The organism is Sulfodiicoccus acidiphilus (genome assembly GCF_003967175.1).
GTDB classification, from domain to species: Archaea; Thermoproteota; Thermoprotei_A; order Sulfolobales; family Sulfolobaceae; genus Sulfodiicoccus; species Sulfodiicoccus acidiphilus.
The window spans coordinates 585,694-608,331 of record NZ_AP018553.1 but is presented as its reverse complement, the minus strand read 5'-3'; the positions used below and the strand labels follow the sequence as shown (position 1 = coordinate 608,331).

Sequence of the window (22,638 nt, the reverse complement as noted above, 5' to 3'; positions counted from 1 at the left end):
CGATGGTACACGTTTATTAAGTGGTGAAACTACTCCGGGAAAGGTGATGTAGTGGACCTTAAGGGTGGATATAACGGGAAGCTCGTTGTTGTAAACTTGGAATCCAGAAAAAGCGTGATCGAGGAGCTTAACCCCAACTACGCTCACGACTTCCTCGGTGGGAGGGGATACGGTGTCAAGCTACTTTGGGATAACTGGTCGTCTACATCTAACTTCTTCGGCGCCTTTGTGGGGCCTTTGACAGGCACTGGGGTTCCTTTAGCCAACAGGCTCACTTTCGTGTTTCACTCTCCCCTGACTAACACTGTGGCCTTCGCCAACACTGGAGGCTATGCAGGTACCGCGCTTAAGCGCACAGGCTTCGATGGACTAGTTCTCGTTGGAGAGTCGGAGTCTCCAGTTTACGTTCTCGTGAAGAGGAACTGCGCGACTGTGGAGGACGCTAAGTCCCTTTGGGGGAGAAACGTGAGCGAGGTCACAGCTGCCCTTAGGGCGAAACACGGTGACGCGAGGGTATTGGCAATAGGACCGGCCGGGGAGGCACAAGTCAAGTTCGCCAACGTCCTCAACGACGCCGGTAGGACGAGTGGAGTGAGACATGGAGCTGGCTGTGTCCTGGGTAAGATGAAGGTGAAGGCCGTCGCCATCGTCGGCGACTACACTCAAACCCTACCCATAGCTGACAAGTTGGCGTTCAGAGAAGTTCTTACCAGGCTCAACGGCAAACTTAGGTCCTCTCCACTCCTCAATAGGGACACTGGAACCTTCGCAGTTTACGGAACTCCACTCGCGGTGGAACCGTTGGCCATCAATCGAGCGCTTCCCACCAGGAACTACACGTCTACTGAGCTGGAGGGCTGGCAGAACCTCACTGGGAAGAAAATGAAGGATACCATCCTGGTCGGTAGGTTGACCTGCACCGCGTGCTCGGTTCAGTGCAGGAGAGAGACGGCTACTCACTCGAAGTACGAGTTCAGAGTGGAAGGACCTGACTACGCTCAGGTGAGCGCCTTGGGTTCCAACTGTCAGGTGATTGACTTGGAGGCCGTAGCTTACATGAACTACCTTTGTTACGAGCTCGGGCTTGATCCCATTGAAGTAGGTAACCTACTGGCTATTTTAGCCGAAGCCACGGAGAAAGGTATAGTCCCAAAAGAGAGTGGACTCAAGTGGGGAGACGAGGAACGCATGATTCAAATCATTAGGGAACTCGGGGAGGGGAAAGGCGACTTAAGGGAAGGCGCGGAGAAGTTGACGGAGAAGTTGGGGGATCCATCCCTCACCACAGCAGTGTGCGGTATTACGATACAGAACACAGATCCTAGGGCCGAACCCGCGTGGGGACTCCTCAATGCTACCGACAACACCGGCGCCTCTTGCCACATCTGGGTTTACCCAGACCTCATATACTCTTTCAGGTCCGTAGAAGGCGTGAGAACTATCCTCCCGGAGGACAGGGGAGACCTAGAAAATATAGCTAGGGCAGTGAAGTTCAAGCAGGACCTAGTGGCCGCACTAGACTCGCTACAGGTGTGTGCCTTCTCCTACATGGCCTTCGACTTGGAGGACTACGTCCAAGCACTAAAGGCCGTGGCTGGGGTGGAGATCGAGAGTAAGGACCTCCTCAAAGTTGGAGAAAGGATATTTAACCTAGAGAGGCTCTACGATCTAAGGGCGGGAGGCAAGAGGGACTACTTGCCTGAGAAGTTCCGCAATCCGTTGCCCGACGGGAGAATTTGCCATTTAGATGAAATGATCTCAAAATACTACGCGGAGAGGGTATGGAACGGAGGGATACCAGAAGAGGAGAAGTTGAAGGACCTAGGACTGTCTAGCTAAGTCTCTTCAATGGAGAGGAGTACCTTCAACAAGCTAGATGCCACTCCCGTTAAATCCCTCATAGACACTACACCCACAGGTCTGCCCCCCTCAACAACTGGAAGGTGGGATATATTGTGTGAACGCATCTTCTCCACCGCCTCCATTAACGGCTCTTCCGGACCTACACTGATCACGTTCTTTGCCATGACAGAACTTGCCCTACCCTTCTCTATCAGTGCACGAGAGGCAGCGTACACTACGTCCCTCTCCGTCACTATCCCGACCAATTTACCCTCCTCGTCTACCACTAGAACGCTCCCCACTTTCTCGTCCCACATCAACTTCACCACGTCCTTCAGCGGGGTATCAGTGGAGGTTACTAAAGCTGGTGAGGACATGACATCCCGAACCTTCAAAGTGTGGGACCTATCCCTCTTATGAATTGGCATGGCTAAAATCTATATTCCCACTATAAACGTTTTCCCGTTGCGACTGTGCCCCCGACTTACTGGAATTGGAAAGTCAGTGACAGTGTTTCTCGCCAGATGGGTATTGGATCGTCGATCGCGCACTCTTCACAGGTCTCACTCATCGCGTATTTATACCACTCTCCGTCATATAACTTGTGAGAGAACAACTTCTTTTCATAGACGGAGAGTGGGTAACACCTGAGTCGGGAAGGTTCGGCGAAAAGGTCAATCCAAGTACAGGTGAAGTGTCGGGAAGGTTCGCGCTAGCGACTCGAAAGGAAGCAGACGAAGCGATAGACGCAGCTTACGCTGCCCAGAGGAAGTGGGAGGCCCTCACATCGGTAGAACGAAGTAAGTACATCTATAGGCTAATCCAGGAGATAGAGAAGGACAGGGCTTCGCTAGAGTCTCTTCTCATAGAAGAGGTAGGTAAGCCTAGGAAGGAAGCGGCCCAGGAGGTGGAAGGAGTTATAGACCAATTGCAGTATTACGCCGAGTTCGCAAGGAAGATAACTGGTGACGTCGTTGAAGGTACGAAGAGAGAGAGGCTCATCCTGCAACTGAAGGTCCCTTACGGAGTGGTGTTGGCGATAACCCCCTGGAACTTTCCGGCAGCAATGGTGGCCAGGAAAGTGGGCCCTGCACTCGTGGGTGGAAACACAGTAGTGCTGAAGCCCAGTTCCGACACGCCCTTCACGGCTGGGTGGCTCGTTGAGAAGGCCAGGAGGGCTGGCTTTCCAGCGGGAGTGGTTAACCTTGCCACAGGTAAGGGAAGCGAGATAGGAGACTACCTCACTTCCCATAAGAAGGTCTCCCTAATAACACTTACCGGTGAGACCGGTACAGGAGTCCAAGTTATGAAGTCCGCGTCGTCGATAATGGCCAAGCTGATCTTGGAGCTCGGTGGTAAGGCCCCTTTCATAGTATGGAAGGACGCCGACCTCGAGCTAGCGGCTAAGGTGTTGATGTGGGCAAAGTATTGGAACGCGGGACAGTCCTGCATTGCCGCGGAGAGGCTCTACATCCACCAAGACGTATACGATCGCTTCCTTCAACTCTTCCTCGAGAAAACTAGGAGGCTTAGGCTGGGACCCAACGGGGACATGGGACCTCTGATAAACGGACAGCAACTCTCTAAGGTCAACAAGTTCGTCGAGGACACGGTAACGGAAGGGGGAAAGGTCCTTTACGGCGGTAGGAAGCCAGACTCTCCAGGAAACGGATTCTTCTACATGCCCACCATAATCTCTAACGTCGATCAGGGGATGAGAATTTTCAGGGAGGAGGTGTTCGGGCCTGTAATAGGGGCCATGAAGGTTCCAGACGACTTCGATCAAGTCATAGATCTAGCCAACGATTCCGACTACGGCCTCGCGTCTTATCTCTTCACCAGGGATTCGGCCTTAGTACTGAAGGCAGCACAGGAAATCAAATTTGGCGAACTCTACACCAACATGCCTGGTCCAGAGGCCTCGCAGGGTTACCACACTGGATTCAGAATGTCTGGACAGGCGGGGGAGAATTCTAGGTATGGAGTGGAGGAGTACGTAAAGGTCAAGAACGTTTACTTAGACTACAGTAAGGACCCCACATCGGGAGAGGTGATCCCCCCTTACTCCTAGTGAATACCTCGGATTGAGGACAGTCAGTCTTCACGTTGGCGAAATAAAGAAGTCCCTCACCTAGCAGGATAAACCGATGGGGAACTGTCTTCGACATTTAAGCGATGTGATAAGCGCCTAATCCTACCAATGACATGGGTTATGCAACGTAAGTCCAGCGGGAAACCACCTTCAACTGTTCCCCATTTCGACAGACGGAGTATGACCCCGATCTGGGGAAATCCCGCCCCGCGGAACTGGACGGTTTTCGAGTCACTTCACTCCACCGTAGCGGTGGTGGGCATGTCCAGCAGGACCCTCCCCAGCCTCGCCACCTGCTCCGGGAACTCCCCGAAATCCCAGAAGGAGCCGTACGTGTAGAGCCTCTCGTCGAACGGCACCACCGCCCTCACCGGGAACTTCAGCTCCCCGACCCTCGACGAGGCCTGTGCGTACTCCTCAGGCAGCGGAGGCACCATGTTCACCACGAAGGCCCCCGCCTCTCCCCCCGGGGCGGAGGCCTCGAGGGCCTCGGCGTACTTCAGGGTCGCCTCCACCCCCCTCTCGGAAGGGTCCGAGACGTAGACCCTGTACCACCTGTCCCCGGGCAGGGCGGAGAGGTAGGCCCTCAGCTCCACCCTCACTAGGGGGTCGTCGAAGAACACGTTGGAGGGGTTGTCCACCACCTGCACTTCGCTCCCCCTCAAGAGGCCGACGTAGAGCTCCTCCACCCTCCCCTCCGAGGCCCTAGAGAAGTACCTGCCGAACTCTGGCGGGTCCGGGTTCACCCTCACCACGGTGACGCTCCCCTTTCCCTCCTCCACTGTGAGGTGGAAGGGCTCCTCCCTCCCAGCAGCCGCACCTATCAGGCTCCCCCGTGGAGGCCCAGGAGGTGGGAGCTCCACCCTATCAGGTCCCTGTCCACTAGGAGCACCCTCCTTCCAGACCTCGCGAAGAGCTTGGCGAGGGCCACGGAGAGGGTCGACTTCCCCACCCCTCCCTTCACCCCCACTACGGAGAACCTCATCGACGCACCTCTCTCACTCTCCTTAATAAAGTTAAACTCTTCTGTCTAATTCTAATCCGAAAGTTGAAGCCACGAGGAAACTTCTCACACAGTTACTTCAGGAACTCTTAGGGTCTTTCTACATAAGAAGGAATTCACCCGCCTTCTTGACACGGTCTCCCCCTCAGGCCAACTTTCTCTTAGCGCGTTTCTCTATATATTGCACCTAATTCTCCAACTGTGATTATAATTATTCATGGATCTAATAGAAAGGTGATTCCCGTAAAGCGAAAGATTGTTTAACTCGGCCGAGAAAAAAGAACTATGCCTGGAAAAGTAGTTGTTCTTGTAAGTTCGGGTAAGGATCAGAAACCAAAGGTGTTAACAGCCCTTACTTTGGCGGCTGTAGGAAAGCAGAACAGGTTGTTCGACGACCTGAAGGTAATTTTCTTCGGTCCCAGCGAAGAACTGGTGGCAGAGAGGGACCCAGATGTGATGAAGTTGCTGGATCAGATAAACGCTGTGGGAGAGAGACCTCTGGCCTGTCAAGTTGTAGCACAGTCCTTCGGACTCACCGACGCACTCAAGTCAGTGTCCTCCGTACAGTTGACCATGGTTGGGCCAGTTATCGCCGAACTGGCTGGAAAGGGATACGAGTTCCTCACGTTTTAGAGTTTTTCATCGGCGAAGCTAAAAGTAAAACGGGTTAATCCTTAAGATTTCTAGCCCGTTAAAGTACGTTTCGTCCAACGTTTAAACGATAATAATCTCTTTCTCAAAAGTCGAGGCGTGGAAGTGGACGAGGAGGAACTGAGAGAGGTATACGATCGACTTCCAACTTCTTACGACAGAGTGAACGCATATCTATCGTTCTGGAACGACGTGAGGTGGAGACTTCAGTTGGTGAAGCTGGTAGGGGACAGGTTGGACCGGAGCGATGTGGTTCTAGACGCGGGAAGCGGGAGGGGAGAGCTATCATTCCTAATAGCGAGGAAACTCAAAGCAACTTTAGTTGATCTAGACTACTCCGTCGAGATGCTGAGAGAATCGTTAGTCGAAGTGGAGCGTGTAGTTGGTTCCTTCGAGGCCCTCCCCTTTAGGGACAGAGCTTTTGACGCGGTGGTAAGTTCATTCGCCCTTCACGCAGCTTCCAACTTCGAAGTCGCCATCGAAGAGCTCTCCAGGGTATCGAAGCGGAGCGTGGGGGCTGTATTCATGGGTAAGTCGAGGAACTTCCTGTTTAGGTTCTACGTGAAGGCCTACATGAAGTTAGCTCTTCCGGTGGTGGCGAGAGTAGCTGGGGGGAAATCTGAAGACTACTTGTATATATACAAGATGTATGTGAGGAACGACACGAACGATCGGTACAGAAGTAAGTTGTGTCAGTTCTTCGACGTCCAGGTCTTCAAGGAACTGGCGTTAGGGACCTTCGTTCTATTCTTGGGGATTCCTAAGAAACTGGAGTGAGGAGAGTTCCTTGAACCAGAGAACATAGGTGAGGGCCATGAGTGGAAAAGTCCCCCCAGAGAGGTAGTTGTCTAATGTATAAACAGTCTCAGGAGAAGTTGAAACACCTCCCTTGGAAGGTCCCTACTAATCGTTAAAGAACCCTCGTGTAGCTACAACTGGACGAAAGTGTCGCTTTTAGTCGTGTGGGGCGGACAGGGTTAAATAGGTGCAGCCCTTCCAAGGGTACTCTAGACTAACTTCCTTACGGCGTAGGCTATAGCCTCGTTCGTGGTAGGGTGTTGCTCAGCGACATTTGACATCTGCCTCGCCGTGAGTCCGTTAACGGCAGCCTGAGTCAACTCGTTTATCAGGAACCCAGAATGAACTCCCACCACCCACGCCCCTAGAAATCTAAGGGAGCTCTTCTCGAAGAACAACCTAACCTCTCCTCCCCTCTCGTCGTACATCTGGGCCATTGAGTCGTCTCCCAGCTGATAGGATGCCTCAACGAAGGAAACGTTCATTGCCCTCAGCTGACTCCTGGTGAGTCCTACGTAGGACGCCGGAGGTATTGTGAAAACCGTGACGGGTATTCCTCTAACATCAACTCTATCCGAATCTATGTTGCCAGACATGACGTTGTTGGCCGCAGCCACAGACATCCTTACTGCCGCGTGGAAGTAGGGAGCCAGTCCGTTGACGTCTCCTGTGGCGAAGATGTTTGGGGAACTCGTCCTCATGGAGTCACTCACCTCAATATAACCCTTCGGACTAACCTCTACCACTTTCTGTAGTCCCTCGGGTACTACAGGAGTTCTGCCGGTGGCCGCGACCACAGCATCTACGACTAGTCTATCCTTCTTCCCTGAAGAAGAGAACCACACCTCGTATCTTTCCCCTAACTTGGAGACTTCGAGGATGGGCGAGTTGTACCTGATGTCGATATTAGAATCCAGCAACCGAATTAGGAGAGCACCTAGGTCAGGATCCACGCCTCTTAGTACCCTATCAGATCTAACTAACACGTGGACTTTCGAACCTAGGGCGTTGAAGAAGGTCGCCGTCTCGAGGGCTACGTATCCTCCTCCTATTATTAACATCTCTTGTGGAAGATTCCTGAAGGTTGTTCTATAGGAGTAAAGGTCGTCACTGGTGAGACAGAGTTCAGCGCCTGGAAAGTGTGGTCTGGAGGGAGTACTTCCCGTCGCCACTATGGCGTACCTGAACTCTACTTCCTGTCCCTGGACCATGGCCCTGTGGTTGTCGAGGAACTTCGCCTCTCCCTTAACGAACGAAACTCCCTTGTGGGCCTCTAGCTCTTCCCTATGCTGGACGAACCTCGTTAATTGGACTGCGTCCTTCCTTTCTTGGATCTTGCCGAAGTCAAGATTATCCTGCGAGCCCAGAAGCCTCTTGTTTCTCCAATGGAGCTGTGCCAGCTCCCTGACCGTCTTGGAGGGAATACAGCCAGAGTAGAGACAGTTCCCGCCCAGCTCTCCCTTCGGGTCAACCATGAGGACTTCCATTCCTGCTTGGGATAGCCTGAAGGCACCAGGATAACCTCCACCTCCAGCTCCAACCACCAATACGTCGGTTTTCACAGGGTTGTTAAGTAGTCCCCTTTAAAAATATTGTTAAACTCTTCTCAATTTTATCATTTTATTATAGATATTTAGAACTAAAAGTGGTTAAAACTTCCCAGGTTAAGATGGACAGCTGCTCACGTAAGAGGGTTTAACTTAACGGAGGTTGAGGGGGCGAAAGTCCCCTTCCGTGGGGACGGACAGCCCCCTTATGTAAACCTCTTTACGGTTGTCAAAATACTATTTCTACGACCTCTACTGTGAGAGCTGGGTCGCACCCTAGGGGCTGGGGGAACTCACGCCAGTGGAGAGGAAACCCTCCGTGACCCCCCTTCCACGATTTTCACAGAAAGGTTCCACTGAACCTCCGCTACGTAAGGAGATCGAGGTCCCTCCGGGAAGCAGGAAATCCCCACCGCGAGATGCCCCGTCCGTGAGGGCGGGGTAGTTCACAAGGTTGAAAGACCACGTTGTCGCATATCGACAATTCCTTATATACGAGCCTGAATCAGTCTAGGTATACACGTGCCTGACAATCGTAGGCCGGCCAACGTCAATGACTCGCATAAGTGAGGGTCTATAATTAAACTCCAAACAAAGAACTTCTCCTGAAGTCTAAATACGAGTTTTAATTTCCTCGAGCACGAAAACTTCTTCCCTGAAACGACGCTAAAATGCGAAAATAACTTCCTAATAGGTAAACTGAGGGCTCTCAGATTTTCCTCGGTTTATTCTGTGAAATGCTCAGCGATAGTTAGCTGATCCTCACCGAACGGAACTCACTTGACTACCAACACTGGGACCTTAGACTCTTGTACCACTGCAGTAGAGACGCTACCTAGGAGTATCCTTTTGAAGGTCGAGAGTCCTCTACTTCCCACCACTATTAGGTCAGCTCCCACCTTCGAAGCGTAGTCCGTGATCGCCGAGGGAGGATAACCTGACACTACGTCTCCTGTAACATCGATCCCCTGAAGCGACGCTATCGCCTGATCTATGTCGGCTTTAGCTTTCTTCCACATTTCCTCAATTACGGACGTCGGAGGAAGCATGCCTGTGGCGTAGAGGGAGGCCTCGTCCACCACCTCCACAACGTACACCTTGGAAGAGAACTTCTTCGCCAACTCTGCCACCGCCTGCAGTGCCCTTCTCCCGTTATCCGATCCATCGTAGCCCACCAAAATCTTCTGGAACACTCTCATCACCCCTTCTGGGTTACCCCCAACTCACACCTGTTAGTCATGCCTTTAATCTTGTTATAGAGATTAAAAAGGCTTTTGCGATGGATTACGTAGAGGGTCCTCCGGAAATCGAAAGCCTCTGTCGACTTGAAAAGAGAAGAGCGGGACTTCCAAGTATATAAAGTAAATACCTTCAACACAGAGTTCATATCTTTGCCATGAGAGTTTAGATATGGAATTAACATGTTCGTCGACCTGTTAACCTCTCAATTGTTCGCGTTAGCATTTGCGGGTCTAATCGTCCTCTACGCTAGCACCAAAGCATTCTTCGTATATAGAAAGGGCCTTGGAACCAAGGGAGGGGAGCAGTGGAGGCAGGAGTTGGTGGGAGAGATCTACTACGCCTCTGTCCCCACAATATTGGTGGGTGCGTACTTACTGATCACCAGTTTGTTTGGACAGTTCACGTGGCCATTGCCAGGGAGCTATAATATTCTCTTCTACGATGTCCTGTCCTTGGGCGGAATAGTTATAATTGCAGCCGGCCTAGCTTTCTATAGGGGTATAACGCTACAGTTGGACTACGTAGGATTAGCTGCTTTGCTTGTGGGACTAATGGCGATCTTCTACGGATACGAGGGGTTCAAGCTCGGACTCACACAGGAGCCTCTGGCTCTCTTTCTCCTTTACTTATTCTATGGGTTAGCGGGAATACTGAGCTTCCCTTACATGTTGCTGGTCAGGGGCGTTGCGTCAGGCCAACTGAGTAGAGTCAATCCCAGCCTTAACGTGTTAGTGATACTCTTCTGGCTGACGCTCCTCCTAGGTTCTCTACTGGCCGTCTTCATAGCAGGAGAGGCCGTCCCAGCCCACTTGGCTCATCCTCCATAATTTTTTCCTCCAGCATAATTTTTATCTTAACGGGGGTTGAGGGGGCGGAAGACCCCTCCCGTGAGGGTGGAGATGGGCCCCCTCATAGAAACAGTTAAGTGTGAGTTTGCAGATTACAATATTAATGACAGTTACTAACGGAGTAAGCGTCACTGAGACGCCTCGGTTAAAGCGAGGGTCTATGTGGTACGGCCTCTGCTCCAATCGTTAGTCCCATTTGGGACACCGAGGACTGAGATCGGGGTTGGAACGACCCTCAGTGCCCGTGGAGCCCTCCACCGTTGGCAAGGTGGGGCTTTGAAACAGGAAGCCCCGTCCGTTAGGGCAGGGTAGTTCACGCTCCAGGCCTTTCTAACTACCACGGGTAGGTGGAAACTATCCCCTACCCTTCAAGGACAGGAGCTTGACTAAATTGATTAAAACGACGTCCTTCTAATCCTGTGAGCTTCTCTTAATTTCAGACGGATCAGATGAATGAATTGTAATCTACCCAAATGGAAAACGCGGGTTCTTCGGTTCCCCCAACCATTCCGGACAACTGTCCTGGGAACTCTCCCGCTAACTTTCCCGGACGCGAGTATAGACTGAGCTCTCATTGACTGTCCGAGGTCCATCCCTCTGAAGTTCGGATCGCTTGTACACCTCCTTGATTCTGGTCGAAATTGCGGCCGTAATCAGCGAGGAAATCGCCGACGTCGCGAAAATCAGGAAGAACGCTTCCCTCCCTGGAAGGAATACAAACAATGGCACTCCTCTCACCATACCTTCGTAAATTGGGACCTTGAAGGTGTCCATCAGCGAACTAGCTAGGACCGGTCCCAAGGTGTTCCCCATCAACCTCATCGAGGTGTTGGTCCCTGTTATTGTGGCAAGTCTCTTCTCCGAAGTCGAGACCATGAGTAAGGTGATCCTGGAGATGGTCATTCCTCCTATGCCCACCATGGAAAGGAACATGAGAACTACTACGTCGTAGGTTGTCAGTGAGTAACTCAACGATTCGATTCCCAAGAGAAGCGAACCCAGGGCGGCCACCAACGGGGTGAGGAGTAGGATCGGCCTTATGCCCACCCTCAGCGAAAGCCTACCGAACAAAGGCCCAACTACTAACATTATCAGGCTAACTGGAGCGAGCGTAATTCCGGTTGAGATTATATCCATTCCGAACCCTTCTGGTTTGGGGAGCTCGAACAAGTAAATTATCGACTGGAACATCAGGAAGAGACCAAAGCCACTGACGAAGGACGCGACTAAGGGGACCGCCACGTTTGGATTGGAAAGCTCAGAGAGCTCTATGAAGGGTGTATCAGTCGACTTCTCCCTCTTCACGAAGGCCACTAGGAACAACGCACTTAGGAGGAAACCGGTGAGAGTGTTGAGGGAGAGCCATCCCCAGGAAGAAGCCTCAGTTAAAGAGATCCCCGCAGACAAGAAGGCCCCTCCAAGTAAGAGTATGCCCAGGTAGTCCGTTGGCTCCTTCACCCTCACTTTAGACTCCGGAATGTATCTGAAGATGAGCCAGGACATAGTTAGTAGTATAGGAATTGCGGTCTGGTAAGCGAATTGCCACGAGTAATACTGAGATATGAAGGACCCTATGGGTAGAGCGACGGCTGCCCCCACTGCGAACGTCGACGCAATTATTCCTTGGGCTATTGGGAGCTCCCTTTTATCGAGGTTCTCCCTCAAGATGGTGTAAGCTATGGGGTTCACTGCTAGTCCAACTCCCTGGATAGCCCTGAAAGCCACCAAGAAAGCGAAGCTGGGAGATATGCTAGTGAAGATCACCGATGCCGTGTAGATTGCCAATATGGACAGAAGCGTCCTCTTCTTACCGTAGGCGTCGGCCGTCTTTCCTATCACCGGTGAAACTAGTAGTCCACCCAATGTCTCGGCTGAAAGGACCCAGGCGGCCTCAGACGAACTCACATCGAACTGTGTCTCGATATGGTAAAGCGAGGGGAGAACCACCATCTCCACGTACATTGTGAGGACAGAAAGCGAAGTCAGCACTGGTAAATACCTCCTCATGGGAGATGGGGACATACCGATATATCGTTCTGTCCCTTCTAATTAAGTTTAGCCAAATCCCTTAGCTAGTTCTACCTTCGCCTTGAATCAGTTATTTTAGAGGAAGACATTCCTAGAGAGTAGTGTGGAGCTTTAACCCTTTCAAGTGCCCTCTCATAAAGTCTAGGGTTGGATACGTACTCACCGTCTAAGGTTGTCAGCAGCTTCTCTATACCCAGATCTGTCGCGACGACCTTGTTAGTTTCTGGCAGTTCACTATTCTCTCGTTCTACGGGAAAGGACACGTACATTCTCTCTGACTGTTCTAGCTTAACTATGATCCTCTTGATCTCGTCTAAGGAAAAGTTTTCACGTACAAGTACCTTTAGCACGCCTAGGTACGATAGCATTATCGCCATTTTCTTATTGTCTTCCTCCTTGCCACCCCTAATGCCCTTTGTTGATAGTACTTTCCAACCTGACTGAGGTACACTAATAGTACCTGCGGGCTTTCTTCGGGAAATCTAGATAGCCCTCGAAAGAACTTTCCCCTCGTAAAATCGCTCTGCCGCTCGCTGTACTACTTAGGAGTACAGCAGTTGATATTGCTCGTCTCGTTTCCTGACATCTAGAGATAACTGCCTTAACTCAGTTCGGGTAAGACAATTTCCATCCTCATGGAAATTGCTATCTGTCCACCGTAGGATGTTATACACTTTGCTCGCTAACCTCGACCGGGCTTTCGACGTTCTCGACGTTTGCCCGTCTGTGTATGCTCTAAAGCGTAACCCTACGTCGGGCATTAATAGAATTTAGAAAAAGAAATATTCAACTATAAGGGAGCTATCCGTCCTTGCGGGTGGGGTCTTCCGCCCCTCAACCTCCTCATTAGATAAACTAAGTCACTGTCACTAGTAATGGACATTATATGTTTTTATAGAAGCATCCTTACCCCCGAGGAAGGATCCCACGAGCCATGACTGGTCCAAGGCCTCACCCACAAGCAAGGGGATTGCAAACTTGTGAACGGTGTGAAAGACGGACCAGCGACGTAATCCTTACCATAGAAGTTGGGCAGTGATGGCTTATTTACCCTGAAGCCGAGTAGTTTCTACGGACGACCTACGGTACGTTGAGGGAATAGTTCCGGCCAGATGTGCCACCAGAGGATATAGAGTAGTTCTCCTCCTAAGGGGGCACGCTGTAGTGGACGGCTGGTGCGAATGTGGAGAGTTCCCATGTAGTCACGGAGCCAAACTCTACTTAGCCTATTTCAGATCTACGACCGTCAGCGGAGGTTCAACAAACCGGCCATCCTCATAACGTTGAAGTAAGCAAGAGACCTGAGGAGACAGCCCACACCTCCACTCAGAGGGACCTCCCCGATCGCACCGAAACACTCTTCTTCTACCTTCACCACGTCCACGATAGGGCGAGGCTTGTACTCCTCAGAACCCTCACCTACGGCGTTCCTGATCGCTATTCTCCCAGAGTCGATGGCGGCCTGGCCGTTTGATGGAATCCCGTCCGCGCACGCTCCTGCTGCGTATACGTCGTCCCTGTCCACAGACGACAGGTTCCTCCTCACCAACACCTTCCCCTCCCTTCGAGAGAGTGGTAAGTTGCTTAAGATCGGAGGTCCCCTCAACCCTCCGGCGTAAATTGTCAAGTCAGTCCTAAGGACCTGGTCCTTCAGGACAACCTCTCCTTCCCTCACTTCCTCAACCTTCTGACCGAGGAGGAGCCTCACCTTGGAGGAAAGGAGATCCTCCACCTTCCTAGATATTCTAGGAGGCATGTGAGGAAGTAGCCTTTCTCCGTGATTCACTAATGTAACCTCCCTACCCCTAAGTCGAGAGGCCAGCTCCACAGTAGACCCGGCCAGCTCGACCCCTAAGTCGCCGCCACCTACGATCACTACCCTCTTGGCTCTCTCTATCTTAGCCCTCAGGGTCAAGGCGTCATTTAGAGTCTCAAGTTTCAACGCGTTAACCCGCGCGCCAGGAACTTTGGAGAGGTCCTGCTCGTAACCTAAGGACAACACGAGCTTATCGTAGTCGAATACTCCCTTGTCTGTAACCACCTTCTTGCCATCTATGTCCACCTTCAACACTTCTGCCCTCACGTCGACCTTCCTCGGGACCATGGCTACTTCGGTCCTGCCGGTCACCACTACGTCCACTAGGTTTGGAGTCATGGTAAGGTAATCGTATCTGTCCACTAGGACCGCGTCCCTGTAGTAGTACTTAGCCGCCAGTCCCGCGAACCCTCCTCCTAACACAACTACCTTCAACTTCTCACGACGGCTCCAGCCTCTCCTTGAACAGCGAAATGACGTAGTTCTTAGCTTGCGCGAAGGTCATCTTAGGCGGCATCGGTCTCTCGTTAGGATCAACGACGGCGTTGAGGAGGAACGGTCCTTCTGAGGAGAGCATCTCCCTCACTCCAGAGTCTAAGTCCTTCGGGTCCTCGATAGTCAGGGCGTCAGCACCTATAGACTTAGCCAGCGCCTCGAAGTCTGGGTTGTAGAGGTCCACCCCCCACTCCGGATACCCCATGACCTCCTGTTCGAATTTTATCATTCCGAGCTTAGAGTTATTGAACACCACGACCTTGATTGGGAGGGAGTACTTCTTCGCGGTTATGAGCTCTGTCATGGTCATCACGAATCCTCCGTCACCTGCCAGCGCTACCACCTCACCCCCCTTGGAGAGAGCAGCTCCGACCGCAGCCGGCGTGGCGAAACCCATGGAGCCTAGCCAGGCAGAGAAGAGGAACGTCTGTTTACCCGAGGCCTTGAAGTTCCTAGCACCCCACATGGTCACGTTACCCGTGTCAACGGCGACCACCGCGTCCTCTCTCACAGCCCTCGACAGCGCTGCTGCGACTCTCTGCGGTTTCATGGGTTTCCTATCGCTTTGCTCCTCCTTCGAAAGTTCCCTGAGCCACTCCTCCTTCGCCCTCTCCATAGACTTATAGAACTTCTCCTCCTTCTCCTTTAGCTTAGGGATGGCTGCCCTTAGGAACTCCTCCACCGTCGACACGATTGGCACTTGAACGGGTACCCTCTTCCCCACTGAGGAGGGATCCGAGTCAACCTGGACTACCTTACACCTAGACGGCAGGAAGCTAACGTAGGGGAACGAGGTTCCCAGAAGCACTAGGAGGTCTGCCTTGTTCAGGGCCTCCACCGACGGTCTAGTGCCGAGGAGTCCTATTCCCCCCAAAACCTTGGGGTCTAAGTCGGGTAGTACACCCTTACCCTTTAGGGCGTAAACGACAGGTGCTCCCAACTTCTCCGAGAACTCGTCTAGGAGCTTCGAGCTTCCCCTCGCACCTCCCCCTATCATCACTACAGGTCTCTCGCTCAAGTTAAGTAGCTCTAGAGCTTCGTCGAGATCGGGCTGAAAGCGTGGAAAGGAGATTTTGACCTCTTTCACAGGTTCCCCTCCATCTTCTCTGAGGACGTCTACAGGTAGGTTCAGGTGGGCGACTCCTCTCTTCGTGACTGCCTCCCTAACCGCCCTCTCGGCTAACGCGCCGGCACTCTTGGGATTCACCAAGGCCTGGTTGAAGACAGCCACGTCGTCGAAGAGCTTGACGATGTTAACCTCTTGGAAGTAGTCTGAGCCTAGGAGTTCGCTTTCCACTTGGCCTGTCAAAGCTATCACCGGAACGTGGTCCATCTTAGCGTCGTAAAGTCCGTTGAGAAGGTGGATGGAACCTGGACCTGAGGTACCCATGCAGGCTGCTGGACCTCCGGTAAGTTTTGCCTCAGCTGAAGCGGCGAAGGCCGCTCCTTCCTCGTGCCTCACTTGAACGTACTTGACTCTGTCGTTCCTCCTTAGGGCGTCCACCAGAGGGTCAATGGAGTCCCCAGGAATCCCGTATATTCTTCTCACTCCCGCAGAGGCCAAGGTGTCCAAAATCACATCCGCTGCCGATTTCCCCATAATGTATAGGTGGGTTACCTCCTAAAAACTTCCCTTCCTCCTCGGTATCAAGGGTATCAGGGCCATTGAAACCACCGCGAGTCCCAGCATGATGTAGAAGGAGGTGTAGAGCGACATACCCACTCCTATGAGTGCTGTCACGAGCGCCGTCCCGGCCGAACCTCCCACCACGTTACCCACGCCCCAAACGTAGGAGTTGGCCACTGTGTAGAAGTTCTTCGGGAAGACTTGCGAGACGTAGCCGAGAAGCACAGGAAAGGCACTGAACGCGGCGAAGGTGAAGATCGAGTAGATGAGGGAGGAGAGGACCAACTGTTTGCTAGCGAGCATGAACAGGAAAAAAGTCACTAAAGCTAGGCCGCTAGTTACTGTGAATGTGAAGAGTCCTCCCTTCCTCTCCGTGAGCCACCCGAAGAAGGGCTGTCCCACTATGGACCCCAAAAATCCCACTGTAAGGAATATTCCAGCCAAGGTCTTGGAAAGGTAAATGTGGTAGATGTATTCTCCGAGGAAGTTTGTGGTGCCTGTGATGAACATGCTCCTTATGAACACTATAACACCTAAAATGAGGAGAAACTTGTAGTAGCCCCTATCTAACTTCTCTCCTCTCCCACGAACGGCAGACCTTGAGCCCTTGTTGTAGACCCTGAGTCCCACTAGTATGAGAGCCGCCACCACGAACATGTAGATAGTGAAGATGGACAGACCTAGGACTAGACCCGCCGCCACTATGAGTAGGGTCACGATGGACGGAGACAGCGATCTGCCGACGCTACCCAAGGCCCCGTTAAGGCCCAAGGCCCTTCCAGACGACTTTCCGAAGGTCCTTGAAAGTACAGCACCTCCTATTGGGTGGTAAAAGGCCTGTCCCACACCTAGCACGACTGCGCCTAGGGTTATGAGGATGTAGGGGGCACTTCTGAAGACGAACGCGGTTGCGAAAACTCCTACGGACGCAGCTTCTAGCGCTATTCCAAGGAAAACTAGGACGGCGTCCAAATCGTGTCTATCGGCGAACTCCCCTATGGGAGGCGAGAGCAGTCCAGAGAGTAAGGTGTAGATCACGGCCATGGCCCCGAGGAAGACGAGACTGACCTTCAGGACTGTGTTGTAGTACACCATTAACAGAGGGAACAGGAGAAACGTGCCATCGTTCACGAAGTGAGCCAGGGAGGTGAACGTTAGTACCCTAAGTCTCTGGGACTCCATGTTACGAGTACTGCGCGTTCTGGCTTAAATCGGTGTGCCCACCGTTACAAAGGGGGCGATTCAAAGGGTATCTCGTTAGTTGACAGCCCCCTCTGAAACGTGGCGACAAGAATAACCACCTCCTCTTCCTCTTGCACCTTCATCTGCTCTGCTCCCCCTGTGGAGTACTCTTCTCCCGTGACGCTGGGGACTTGCTGTGTCTAACGATGAAGTCAGAGGACTACCGTAGTTCGACTCTCACTGAGCGGTTTCGGAGAGAGCTTTTAGTGAATCAGACTAGCTGAAGTACAAAAGGCGTATGCAGTACCTCGCCGAGGTGAACTTCACCACTCTGGACTAACGGAAGCGCAAGACTTAGTTCACCTAAACGCCCTGCTCGCCGCCCAAAGGACGTGTTGAAAGTAGTCCTTTTCCCCCTCTAGGGAGGGTAAGGCCTTAACACAACGGTGCTGAGCCATTGGAAGGAGAGCGGAAATGAGGAAGTCATAGTTAATTCCAGCTTCTTCCCCGTCCTAAGGGGTGGTGGAAGGTGAACTTACCCCATCTTCACCACCACTCTTCCTCTAACGACCTCGATCACTGTTGGTAGCGTATGTTCCATTTAACGGTTCTGTAAACCGTGGGGAAGGGAGGTTACGACGTTCGTCCTCCATTGAGTTCCCCGGGTCCCTAGGGTACCCGATTCTCAAGGACAAGGTTACGGATTACAGTTTCCCAACATCCCATAAAGACGTTTCCATGAGGGGGCCGTTCCTAGGGAGGGGACTTTGGCTCCCTCAACCCCCGTTAAGTAAAACCTTAGACACCAGAAACATTTTTACACGCTCTCCAGATACAGGTGTTTGGTGGTTAGGAACGACGTTGTTGACGGCCTTCGTCATCCTCGCTGCCTCTCCAGGCGTACTCCTTTTAGTGCTAGGCCTCGGAGCTGCTCACGCTCTCGAACCCGACCACATAGCTACAATGAAGACCATGGCTTCCAAGAGGGAATACCTCAAGTTCTCTCTAGGACATGGCCTAGGATTCGCAATGGTAGCGATACCTATAATACTACTCTTCGGCTTCGTGAGGGTGCTAGAGGTGGCGGGCGATTTGATAGGCCTAGGTGTGGGAGTCCTGCTCCTAGTTGAGGAGATCTCTGGAAAGGAGTTCGAAGTGAAGGGAGGAGGGATGGGAGTAGCCCAGGGTGCGTTGGCTCTTACTCCATCAAAAGTGCTGGTGGCCGTTTTGGCGGCTGAAGCGGGTCTCCTGCTAGGTTCGGTTTACATAGCCCTCTTCATCGTCATATCTTCCTCTCTGATGTACGTCTTGGCCATTGCGCTCACTTACGTGCCTACTCGGGCCTCCAAGGTGGTGGGGATAGCGGTGGCCCTAGCCACCATCGCGTTCGTTCTATACACAATGTTAAGGTGAGGCTCCAAGCCTCTCCCTTAGAACGTCCAATAAGGCACCCTTTAGCTCCTCTGGGGCCGAGATTCTGTCCCTGTTAAACCAGAGTTGGAGGGCCTCTGTGAGTGAGACGCTTTTGATTAGAGGTGCAACCAGGGCCTTCAGGAACTTCAAGTGAATCGTCCCATCCACCTCGGCGTACCACTGGGCGTCCCTCCTCAGTTCTCCGAACCTGGCCTGCACCGAGTCTATACCCTCTATCAACCTAGTGAACACAGTATCGTCGAGCTGCACTCCAGCTAGATCCATGAGGTTCTTCACCCCCATCGTTGCCGCAGCTATGGGACAGAGCGACGCCTCGGCCTCGATAACCTTGGAACCTCCCTCATCGTTGAGCATATCCAAGAAGCCCATAGAGCAAGCCTTGAAGTTCCTCCCCCCGCTGAAGCAGGGAACGTGAACGCTCCTTCCACTCAGGTCGATCCCAAGGTAGCTCTCGAGGCTGTTCACCTCGATCACCATTTCTCTAGCTAACGGCTTAAGGTATTCGTACTCCTCGGGGGTGATTGTTATTATCTCCCCTACTCCAGCAAGTTCCTTGGACAAAGTCCTGGTGTCCAGTCTCCCGAGGACTAAGTCCTTCACGTCCACGTCCAAGGTCACCATGCCTGCGTTCACTCCCTTACCGTGGAGGAACTTCACCGCCCTGAGGGCGTACTCCCAGAGCCCCGCACTGATTGGCGTGATAACTACACTCCTCTCCCTCACGGCCCTCACGGCGTACCTCAAGTTTCCAGTCCACTTGGGGGTGGCATGTTTCCTCAGGATCTCCCTTATCTTCAGGTTGGCAGGACAGACCGATTCGCACATCCCGCACATGTGGCAGTTCGAAACCTCGCCCTCTCTGCCAGTTCCCATCAAGGAGTACACTCCCAATGGAGAGAAGGCGGGGGAACTCCTCTGCTGTACGTGAGGACAGACGTATACGCACCTCCCGCACATAACGCAACCCATCGTGTCGAAGTTAACTTCAGGAGAGCTGTAATCGGCCAGGGAGATCCAGGCCGGCGGAGCCTTCCTCCCGTCGTAGTAGATCGAGATGGCCACCCCGGCCTTGGAGAACCTCAGGAAGGCCCTTGACGCAGACTCGAGATCGTCAGCTCGCTCCAACACCCTCTGTACGGAGGTGAAGCCGAAGTACCTTGAGCCGTGAGGGAAGGAAATTTCCTCTATGGGGGGCTTGCCCTCCGGCATCCCAGAGACCATAGCCCTCACTAGGACCTCCCTTGTCCTAGGGTAGGAGACGGAGAGAGTCCACTCTCCTCCCCTCCACAGCGTCACGTCCCTGAAGGGAGGAACGCTGGAGGAGTACCACGAGGCCACAGTGGCCAAGAGTTCTCTCAGGTTTCCCGTCTTGAAGACGTGGACTACGTCCTTTGACTCCTTCCTCAAGGTTACGGAATAGACTAGCCCACCAGCGTATTTTCCCTCAACAAGTTTACCCTCGACGAAGGATTTGACCTCAACTCTCCTGTCAATAGTCCCGAACTCGTTGAAGCCGAAGCCAGCGTCCCTGAAGTAAACTGACCCACCCACTGAGAAGTCGGCGTTCCCCCACACCTCTGGATTCAGGTGAAGCACTTCCCTCCACAACGTCCCGGCGAGTACTTCCATCCTGTCCCCGAGGTCCTTAACTCCCCTTAGTTCCACGAAGTCCGCCACCTTCTCTCCCTCGACCCCCCTGCTGTACTCGTACCTGGGAACTGGGGAGAGCTCCGATGCCTGAACTGCGTCGTCTGCGTCCCTCACCTTTATGACTCTGGCAGGGGGCCTTCCCCTGTGGGTGGGCGAAGTTGTCCCATAAATCTCCGCCATCTCTACACCAAGGGCCTTCCCCACCTCTCCCAATCCTCCACCTCCACTCCAGATGACATTAATTCTATCAATCTTAACGCTTTCTTTCTAGAGAGTACCCTGTTGTTGTTACCACAGTATGGGCTGTATACACACCTGGGACAGCCGTCTTCGCAGTCGCAGTTGGACAGTACCTCCCTGGCCACGTGGTAGGCGTCCTCGAGTCTCCTGAAGAGCAGTTCACTCACTCCGCTCCCTCCCTGAGCGGAGTCGTAGACCACCACGTGACCACTGGGGTAACTCACTCCAGAGAGGTCGGTGATCGAGGCGCCAGCGACGGCCCTCCCTGCCGCTATGATGGAGTGTTCCGTGGCGTGGAAGGCCTCCATGTCACCGAGCGGATCCCCCATGACTTTCGGGTGCACCACCACGAACCCCTTAGTCCAGTAGGAGTAAGACACTGGGTTCGGCAAACTGAACTGCTCCTTCTTGTCGCTAAGAGAGTCAAGCAACACGTAGCCAGTCACTGTAACCTCCACCTTCATCTCACCGTAGGCAGTTGGTAAACCAAAGGCCCTCCCCTTCTCAAGATGGTTGAACTCCTTTACATCTACATCGTACAGGGGCCTTGTGTAGGTTGGAGTGTCGTCCCTAAGCCTATCTAGTTCCGCCCTCCTCTCCTGTAGGTTCAGGGCTGAGACTCTGTAGGTCCTCCTAGAGTTCATGTATATCGCCCCAGGGAAGAGTTCCATCAACGCCAGGGGTAGCTCCCTCTCTCCGATCCTCTTTCCCTGGTGGTACAGTTTCACTGAGGGGCCAGAGCTCCTTAGAGAGGACGAGGAGACGAAGTTCCAGGTTTCGGAGGTGGGGTAGAACTTTCCGCCCAACTCCTTCAGGATCCGTTCCTCCACCAGCGTCCTGGCGGCCTTCGTCCATAGAGCGGGGAGCTTCGAAGCCCCCGGGTGCGAGATCACGTGTGCGGCCACGTGCACCCTTAGTACGTCCATGTTGGAAGGATCGACTGGGAGGGGAGTCAGTTCCCTGTTGTAGAACCTGTCTGGGTTTCTCACGTAGTAGGAGTCTATCGGATCGTCTCCCAGCACGACGAACGCGTACCCCTCCCTCCCTCTCCTCCCGGCCCTACCAGCCCTCTGGAGGTACCTCGAGAAGGTGGGCGGGTTGTGTGCCATCACGACCGCGTCCAACGTTCCGACGTCGAGTCCGAGTTCGAGGGTGGGAGTGGCCACGACGCCCATGGTTTCCCCCCTCCTCAACTCCTCCTCGACCCTGAGCCTCTCCTCAACCGTTATACCGGCCCTGTGCACCTGGAGCGTGACTCCGAGCCTCGAGGCTATCTTACTGACTAGCTCGGCCATCTGCTGAGAGTCGGTGAAGACCAGAGTCCTAAGGCCCCTCCGGACCAGCTGCGACGCCAGGAGGGCCGACGTAGTCCACCTATTCTGTGAAAACACCATGGCGTGAACCACCGTTCCCTTCCTTCCGGATAGTCCCTCCACGAGCTCGGCCTCCATTCCGAAGAGCGAGTTGAAAGTCCAGTCGGGCCTCCCGAGGGTGGCGCTTGAGGCGACCACGTGGAGGTCTCCGGAGAAGCCTCTAAGCCTATCAACGAGGGCCCTCAGGTGTGAACCGAACACACCCTCGTAGACGTGCACCTCGTCGAAGACGAAGTGGTCGGCTGACCGCACTAGCTCCCTGAACCTGGAACTCATGGCCAGCCCGACGTGAAGCATGTCGGGATTGGTGATGAGGAGGTCCGGAGGCGAATCGGCTAACCTCGTCCTCTCCTTTGGGGGAGTGTCACCATCGAACACGCCAACCTCCGCGACACCCTTCGCTAACCTCTGTATCCTCGAGAGCTGGTCCCTAGCTAGTGCTTTAGTAGGATAGACGAGGACACTGCGCTCGCCTCGAGAGGCCGCGTCCAAGGCCGGTACTAGGAATGATTCTGTCTTTCCAGTCCCGGTGCCGGAGACCACAATGGCGTTCCTGCCCTCCCTCCAAATGGAAAGTACCTTGGACTGATAGAGGTAGAGCCTTGTCACGCCCACCTCCTTAAGGTTTTCCATGAGCGTAGCGTTCAGTCCCAAATCCTCCACCGACGGTCCAGGGAGCGGCTCCCCGCTAGTCTGAACCTTAACGTGAACTATGGAGGCTCCGGCAGATCGCGCCAGGGAGGACAGGTCGTCCAGCATAGCCTTAATAT

At 53.2% G+C, this 22,638-nt stretch carries 18 protein-coding genes; 6 read left to right on the top strand and 12 right to left on the bottom strand.

Annotated features, from left to right (window positions below; all coding sequences use genetic code 11):
- Positions 1–51 precede the first annotated feature (51 nt).
- Entirely contained in the window at positions 52–1,839 is a 1,788-nt protein-coding gene (locus HS1genome_RS03235) for an aldehyde ferredoxin oxidoreductase family protein (protein WP_126449596.1), read from the top strand.
- Here the strand turns inward: HS1genome_RS03235 and HS1genome_RS03230 are convergent.
- Positions 1,836–2,270 (bottom strand): CBS domain-containing protein, encoded by a 435-nt coding sequence (locus HS1genome_RS03230; protein ID WP_126449595.1) that lies wholly within the window; start codon positions 2,268–2,270, stop codon positions 1,836–1,838. The genes HS1genome_RS03235 and HS1genome_RS03230 overlap by 4 nt on opposite strands.
- A 176-nt stretch (positions 2,271–2,446) precedes the next feature.
- Between HS1genome_RS03230 and HS1genome_RS03225 the strand changes: the two genes are divergently transcribed.
- Complete coding sequence (locus tag HS1genome_RS03225) at positions 2,447–3,913, top strand: aldehyde dehydrogenase family protein (protein WP_126449594.1); 1,467 nt, start codon at positions 2,447–2,449, stop codon at positions 3,911–3,913.
- 257 nt (positions 3,914–4,170) lie between these two features.
- On the opposite strand, the gene HS1genome_RS03220 is transcribed toward HS1genome_RS03225, so the two are convergent.
- On the bottom strand, positions 4,171–4,797 hold the full coding sequence (locus HS1genome_RS03220; RefSeq protein ID WP_126449593.1) for a hypothetical protein: 627 nt from the start codon (positions 4,795–4,797) through the stop codon (positions 4,171–4,173).
- Positions 4,758–4,919 (bottom strand): nucleotide-binding protein, encoded by a 162-nt coding sequence (locus HS1genome_RS03215; protein WP_126449592.1) that lies wholly within the window; start codon positions 4,917–4,919, stop codon positions 4,758–4,760. Before HS1genome_RS03215 ends, HS1genome_RS03220 begins: the two co-directional genes overlap by 40 nt.
- A gap of 303 nt (positions 4,920–5,222) precedes the next feature.
- Between HS1genome_RS03215 and HS1genome_RS03210 the strand changes: the two genes are divergently transcribed.
- Both HS1genome_RS03210 and HS1genome_RS03205 read left to right on the top strand, forming a co-directional pair.
- Entirely contained in the window at positions 5,223–5,570 is a 348-nt protein-coding gene (locus HS1genome_RS03210) for a DsrE family protein (RefSeq protein ID WP_126449591.1), read from the top strand.
- Between the two features lie 117 nt (positions 5,571–5,687).
- Positions 5,688–6,365, top strand: coding sequence for a class I SAM-dependent methyltransferase (locus HS1genome_RS03205; protein ID WP_126449590.1), 678 nt, complete (start codon positions 5,688–5,690; stop codon positions 6,363–6,365).
- Positions 6,366–6,595: 230 nt separating this feature from the next.
- On the opposite strand, the gene HS1genome_RS03200 is transcribed toward HS1genome_RS03205, so the two are convergent.
- Positions 6,596–7,948: a dihydrolipoyl dehydrogenase gene (locus HS1genome_RS03200; RefSeq protein WP_126449589.1), complete on the bottom strand. Its 1,353-nt coding sequence runs from the start codon at positions 7,946–7,948 to the stop codon at positions 6,596–6,598.
- A gap of 761 nt (positions 7,949–8,709) precedes the next feature.
- Entirely contained in the window at positions 8,710–9,132 is a 423-nt protein-coding gene (locus tag HS1genome_RS03195) for a universal stress protein (RefSeq protein WP_126449588.1), read from the bottom strand.
- 222 nt (positions 9,133–9,354) lie between these two features.
- Here HS1genome_RS03195 and HS1genome_RS03190 point away from each other — a divergent pair, with 222 nt between their 5' ends.
- On the top strand, positions 9,355–10,002 hold the full coding sequence (locus HS1genome_RS03190; RefSeq protein ID WP_126449587.1) for a DUF981 family protein: 648 nt from the start codon (positions 9,355–9,357) through the stop codon (positions 10,000–10,002).
- 558 nt (positions 10,003–10,560) lie between these two features.
- Here the strand turns inward: HS1genome_RS03190 and HS1genome_RS03180 are convergent.
- The 5 genes from HS1genome_RS03180 to HS1genome_RS03155 form a co-directional block, all read right to left on the bottom strand.
- Positions 10,561–12,045 (bottom strand): MFS transporter, encoded by a 1,485-nt coding sequence (locus HS1genome_RS03180; protein ID WP_229768267.1) that lies wholly within the window; start codon positions 12,043–12,045, stop codon positions 10,561–10,563.
- Positions 12,046–12,101: 56 nt separating this feature from the next.
- Complete coding sequence (locus tag HS1genome_RS03175; protein WP_126449586.1) at positions 12,102–12,428, bottom strand: transposase; 327 nt, start codon at positions 12,426–12,428, stop codon at positions 12,102–12,104.
- An 869-nt stretch (positions 12,429–13,297) separates the two neighbouring features.
- A complete protein-coding gene (locus HS1genome_RS03165) occupies positions 13,298–14,302 on the bottom strand; it encodes an NAD(P)/FAD-dependent oxidoreductase (RefSeq protein WP_126449585.1) in 1,005 nt (334 codons plus the stop codon).
- A 4-nt stretch (positions 14,303–14,306) separates the two neighbouring features.
- Complete coding sequence (locus tag HS1genome_RS03160; protein WP_126449584.1) at positions 14,307–15,962, bottom strand: thiamine pyrophosphate-dependent enzyme; 1,656 nt, start codon at positions 15,960–15,962, stop codon at positions 14,307–14,309.
- Positions 15,963–15,983: 21 nt separating this feature from the next.
- Complete coding sequence (locus HS1genome_RS03155) at positions 15,984–17,171, bottom strand: MFS transporter (protein WP_126449583.1); 1,188 nt, start codon at positions 17,169–17,171, stop codon at positions 15,984–15,986.
- 864 nt (positions 17,172–18,035) lie between these two features.
- Between HS1genome_RS03155 and HS1genome_RS03150 the strand changes: the two genes are divergently transcribed.
- Entirely contained in the window at positions 18,036–18,584 is a 549-nt protein-coding gene (locus tag HS1genome_RS03150) for a hypothetical protein (RefSeq protein ID WP_126449582.1), read from the top strand.
- Here HS1genome_RS03150 and HS1genome_RS03145 read toward each other — a convergent pair.
- Together HS1genome_RS03145 and HS1genome_RS03140 are read right to left on the bottom strand one after the other, a co-directional pair.
- Positions 18,576–20,459: a 4Fe-4S dicluster domain-containing protein gene (locus HS1genome_RS03145; RefSeq protein ID WP_229768271.1), complete on the bottom strand. Its 1,884-nt coding sequence runs from the start codon at positions 20,457–20,459 to the stop codon at positions 18,576–18,578. The genes HS1genome_RS03150 and HS1genome_RS03145 overlap by 9 nt on opposite strands.
- Positions 20,438–22,627, bottom strand: a complete 2,190-nt coding sequence (locus HS1genome_RS03140; RefSeq protein ID WP_126449580.1) for a DEAD/DEAH box helicase — start codon at positions 22,625–22,627, stop codon at positions 20,438–20,440. Before HS1genome_RS03140 ends, HS1genome_RS03145 begins: the two co-directional genes overlap by 22 nt.
- Positions 22,628–22,638 lie beyond the last annotated feature (11 nt).

Excerpts from the sequence above, each read along its gene's own strand:
- HS1genome_RS03230 (WP_126449595.1), bottom strand. The coding sequence starts at position 2,270 with ATGCCAATTCATAAGAGGGATAGGTCCCACACTTTGAAGGTTCGGGAT.
- HS1genome_RS03215 (WP_126449592.1), bottom strand. The coding sequence starts at position 4,919 with ATGAGGTTCTCCGTAGTGGGGGTGAAGGGAGGGGTGGGGAAGTCGACC.
- HS1genome_RS03210 (WP_126449591.1), top strand. The coding sequence starts at position 5,223 with ATGCCTGGAAAAGTAGTTGTTCTTGTAAGTTCGGGTAAGGATCAGAAA.
- HS1genome_RS03195 (WP_126449588.1), bottom strand. The coding sequence starts at position 9,132 with ATGAGAGTGTTCCAGAAGATTTTGGTGGGCTACGATGGATCGGATAAC.
- HS1genome_RS03190 (WP_126449587.1), top strand. The coding sequence starts at position 9,355 with ATGTTCGTCGACCTGTTAACCTCTCAATTGTTCGCGTTAGCATTTGCG.
- HS1genome_RS03180 (WP_229768267.1), bottom strand. The coding sequence starts at position 12,045 with ATGTCCCCATCTCCCATGAGGAGGTATTTACCAGTGCTGACTTCGCTT.
- HS1genome_RS03175 (WP_126449586.1), bottom strand. The coding sequence starts at position 12,428 with ATGGCGATAATGCTATCGTACCTAGGCGTGCTAAAGGTACTTGTACGT.
- HS1genome_RS03160 (WP_126449584.1), bottom strand. The coding sequence starts at position 15,962 with ATGGGGAAATCGGCAGCGGATGTGATTTTGGACACCTTGGCCTCTGCG.
- HS1genome_RS03155 (WP_126449583.1), bottom strand. The coding sequence starts at position 17,171 with ATGGAGTCCCAGAGACTTAGGGTACTAACGTTCACCTCCCTGGCTCAC.
- HS1genome_RS03140 (WP_126449580.1), bottom strand. The coding sequence starts at position 22,627 with ATGCTGGACGACCTGTCCTCCCTGGCGCGATCTGCCGGAGCCTCCATA.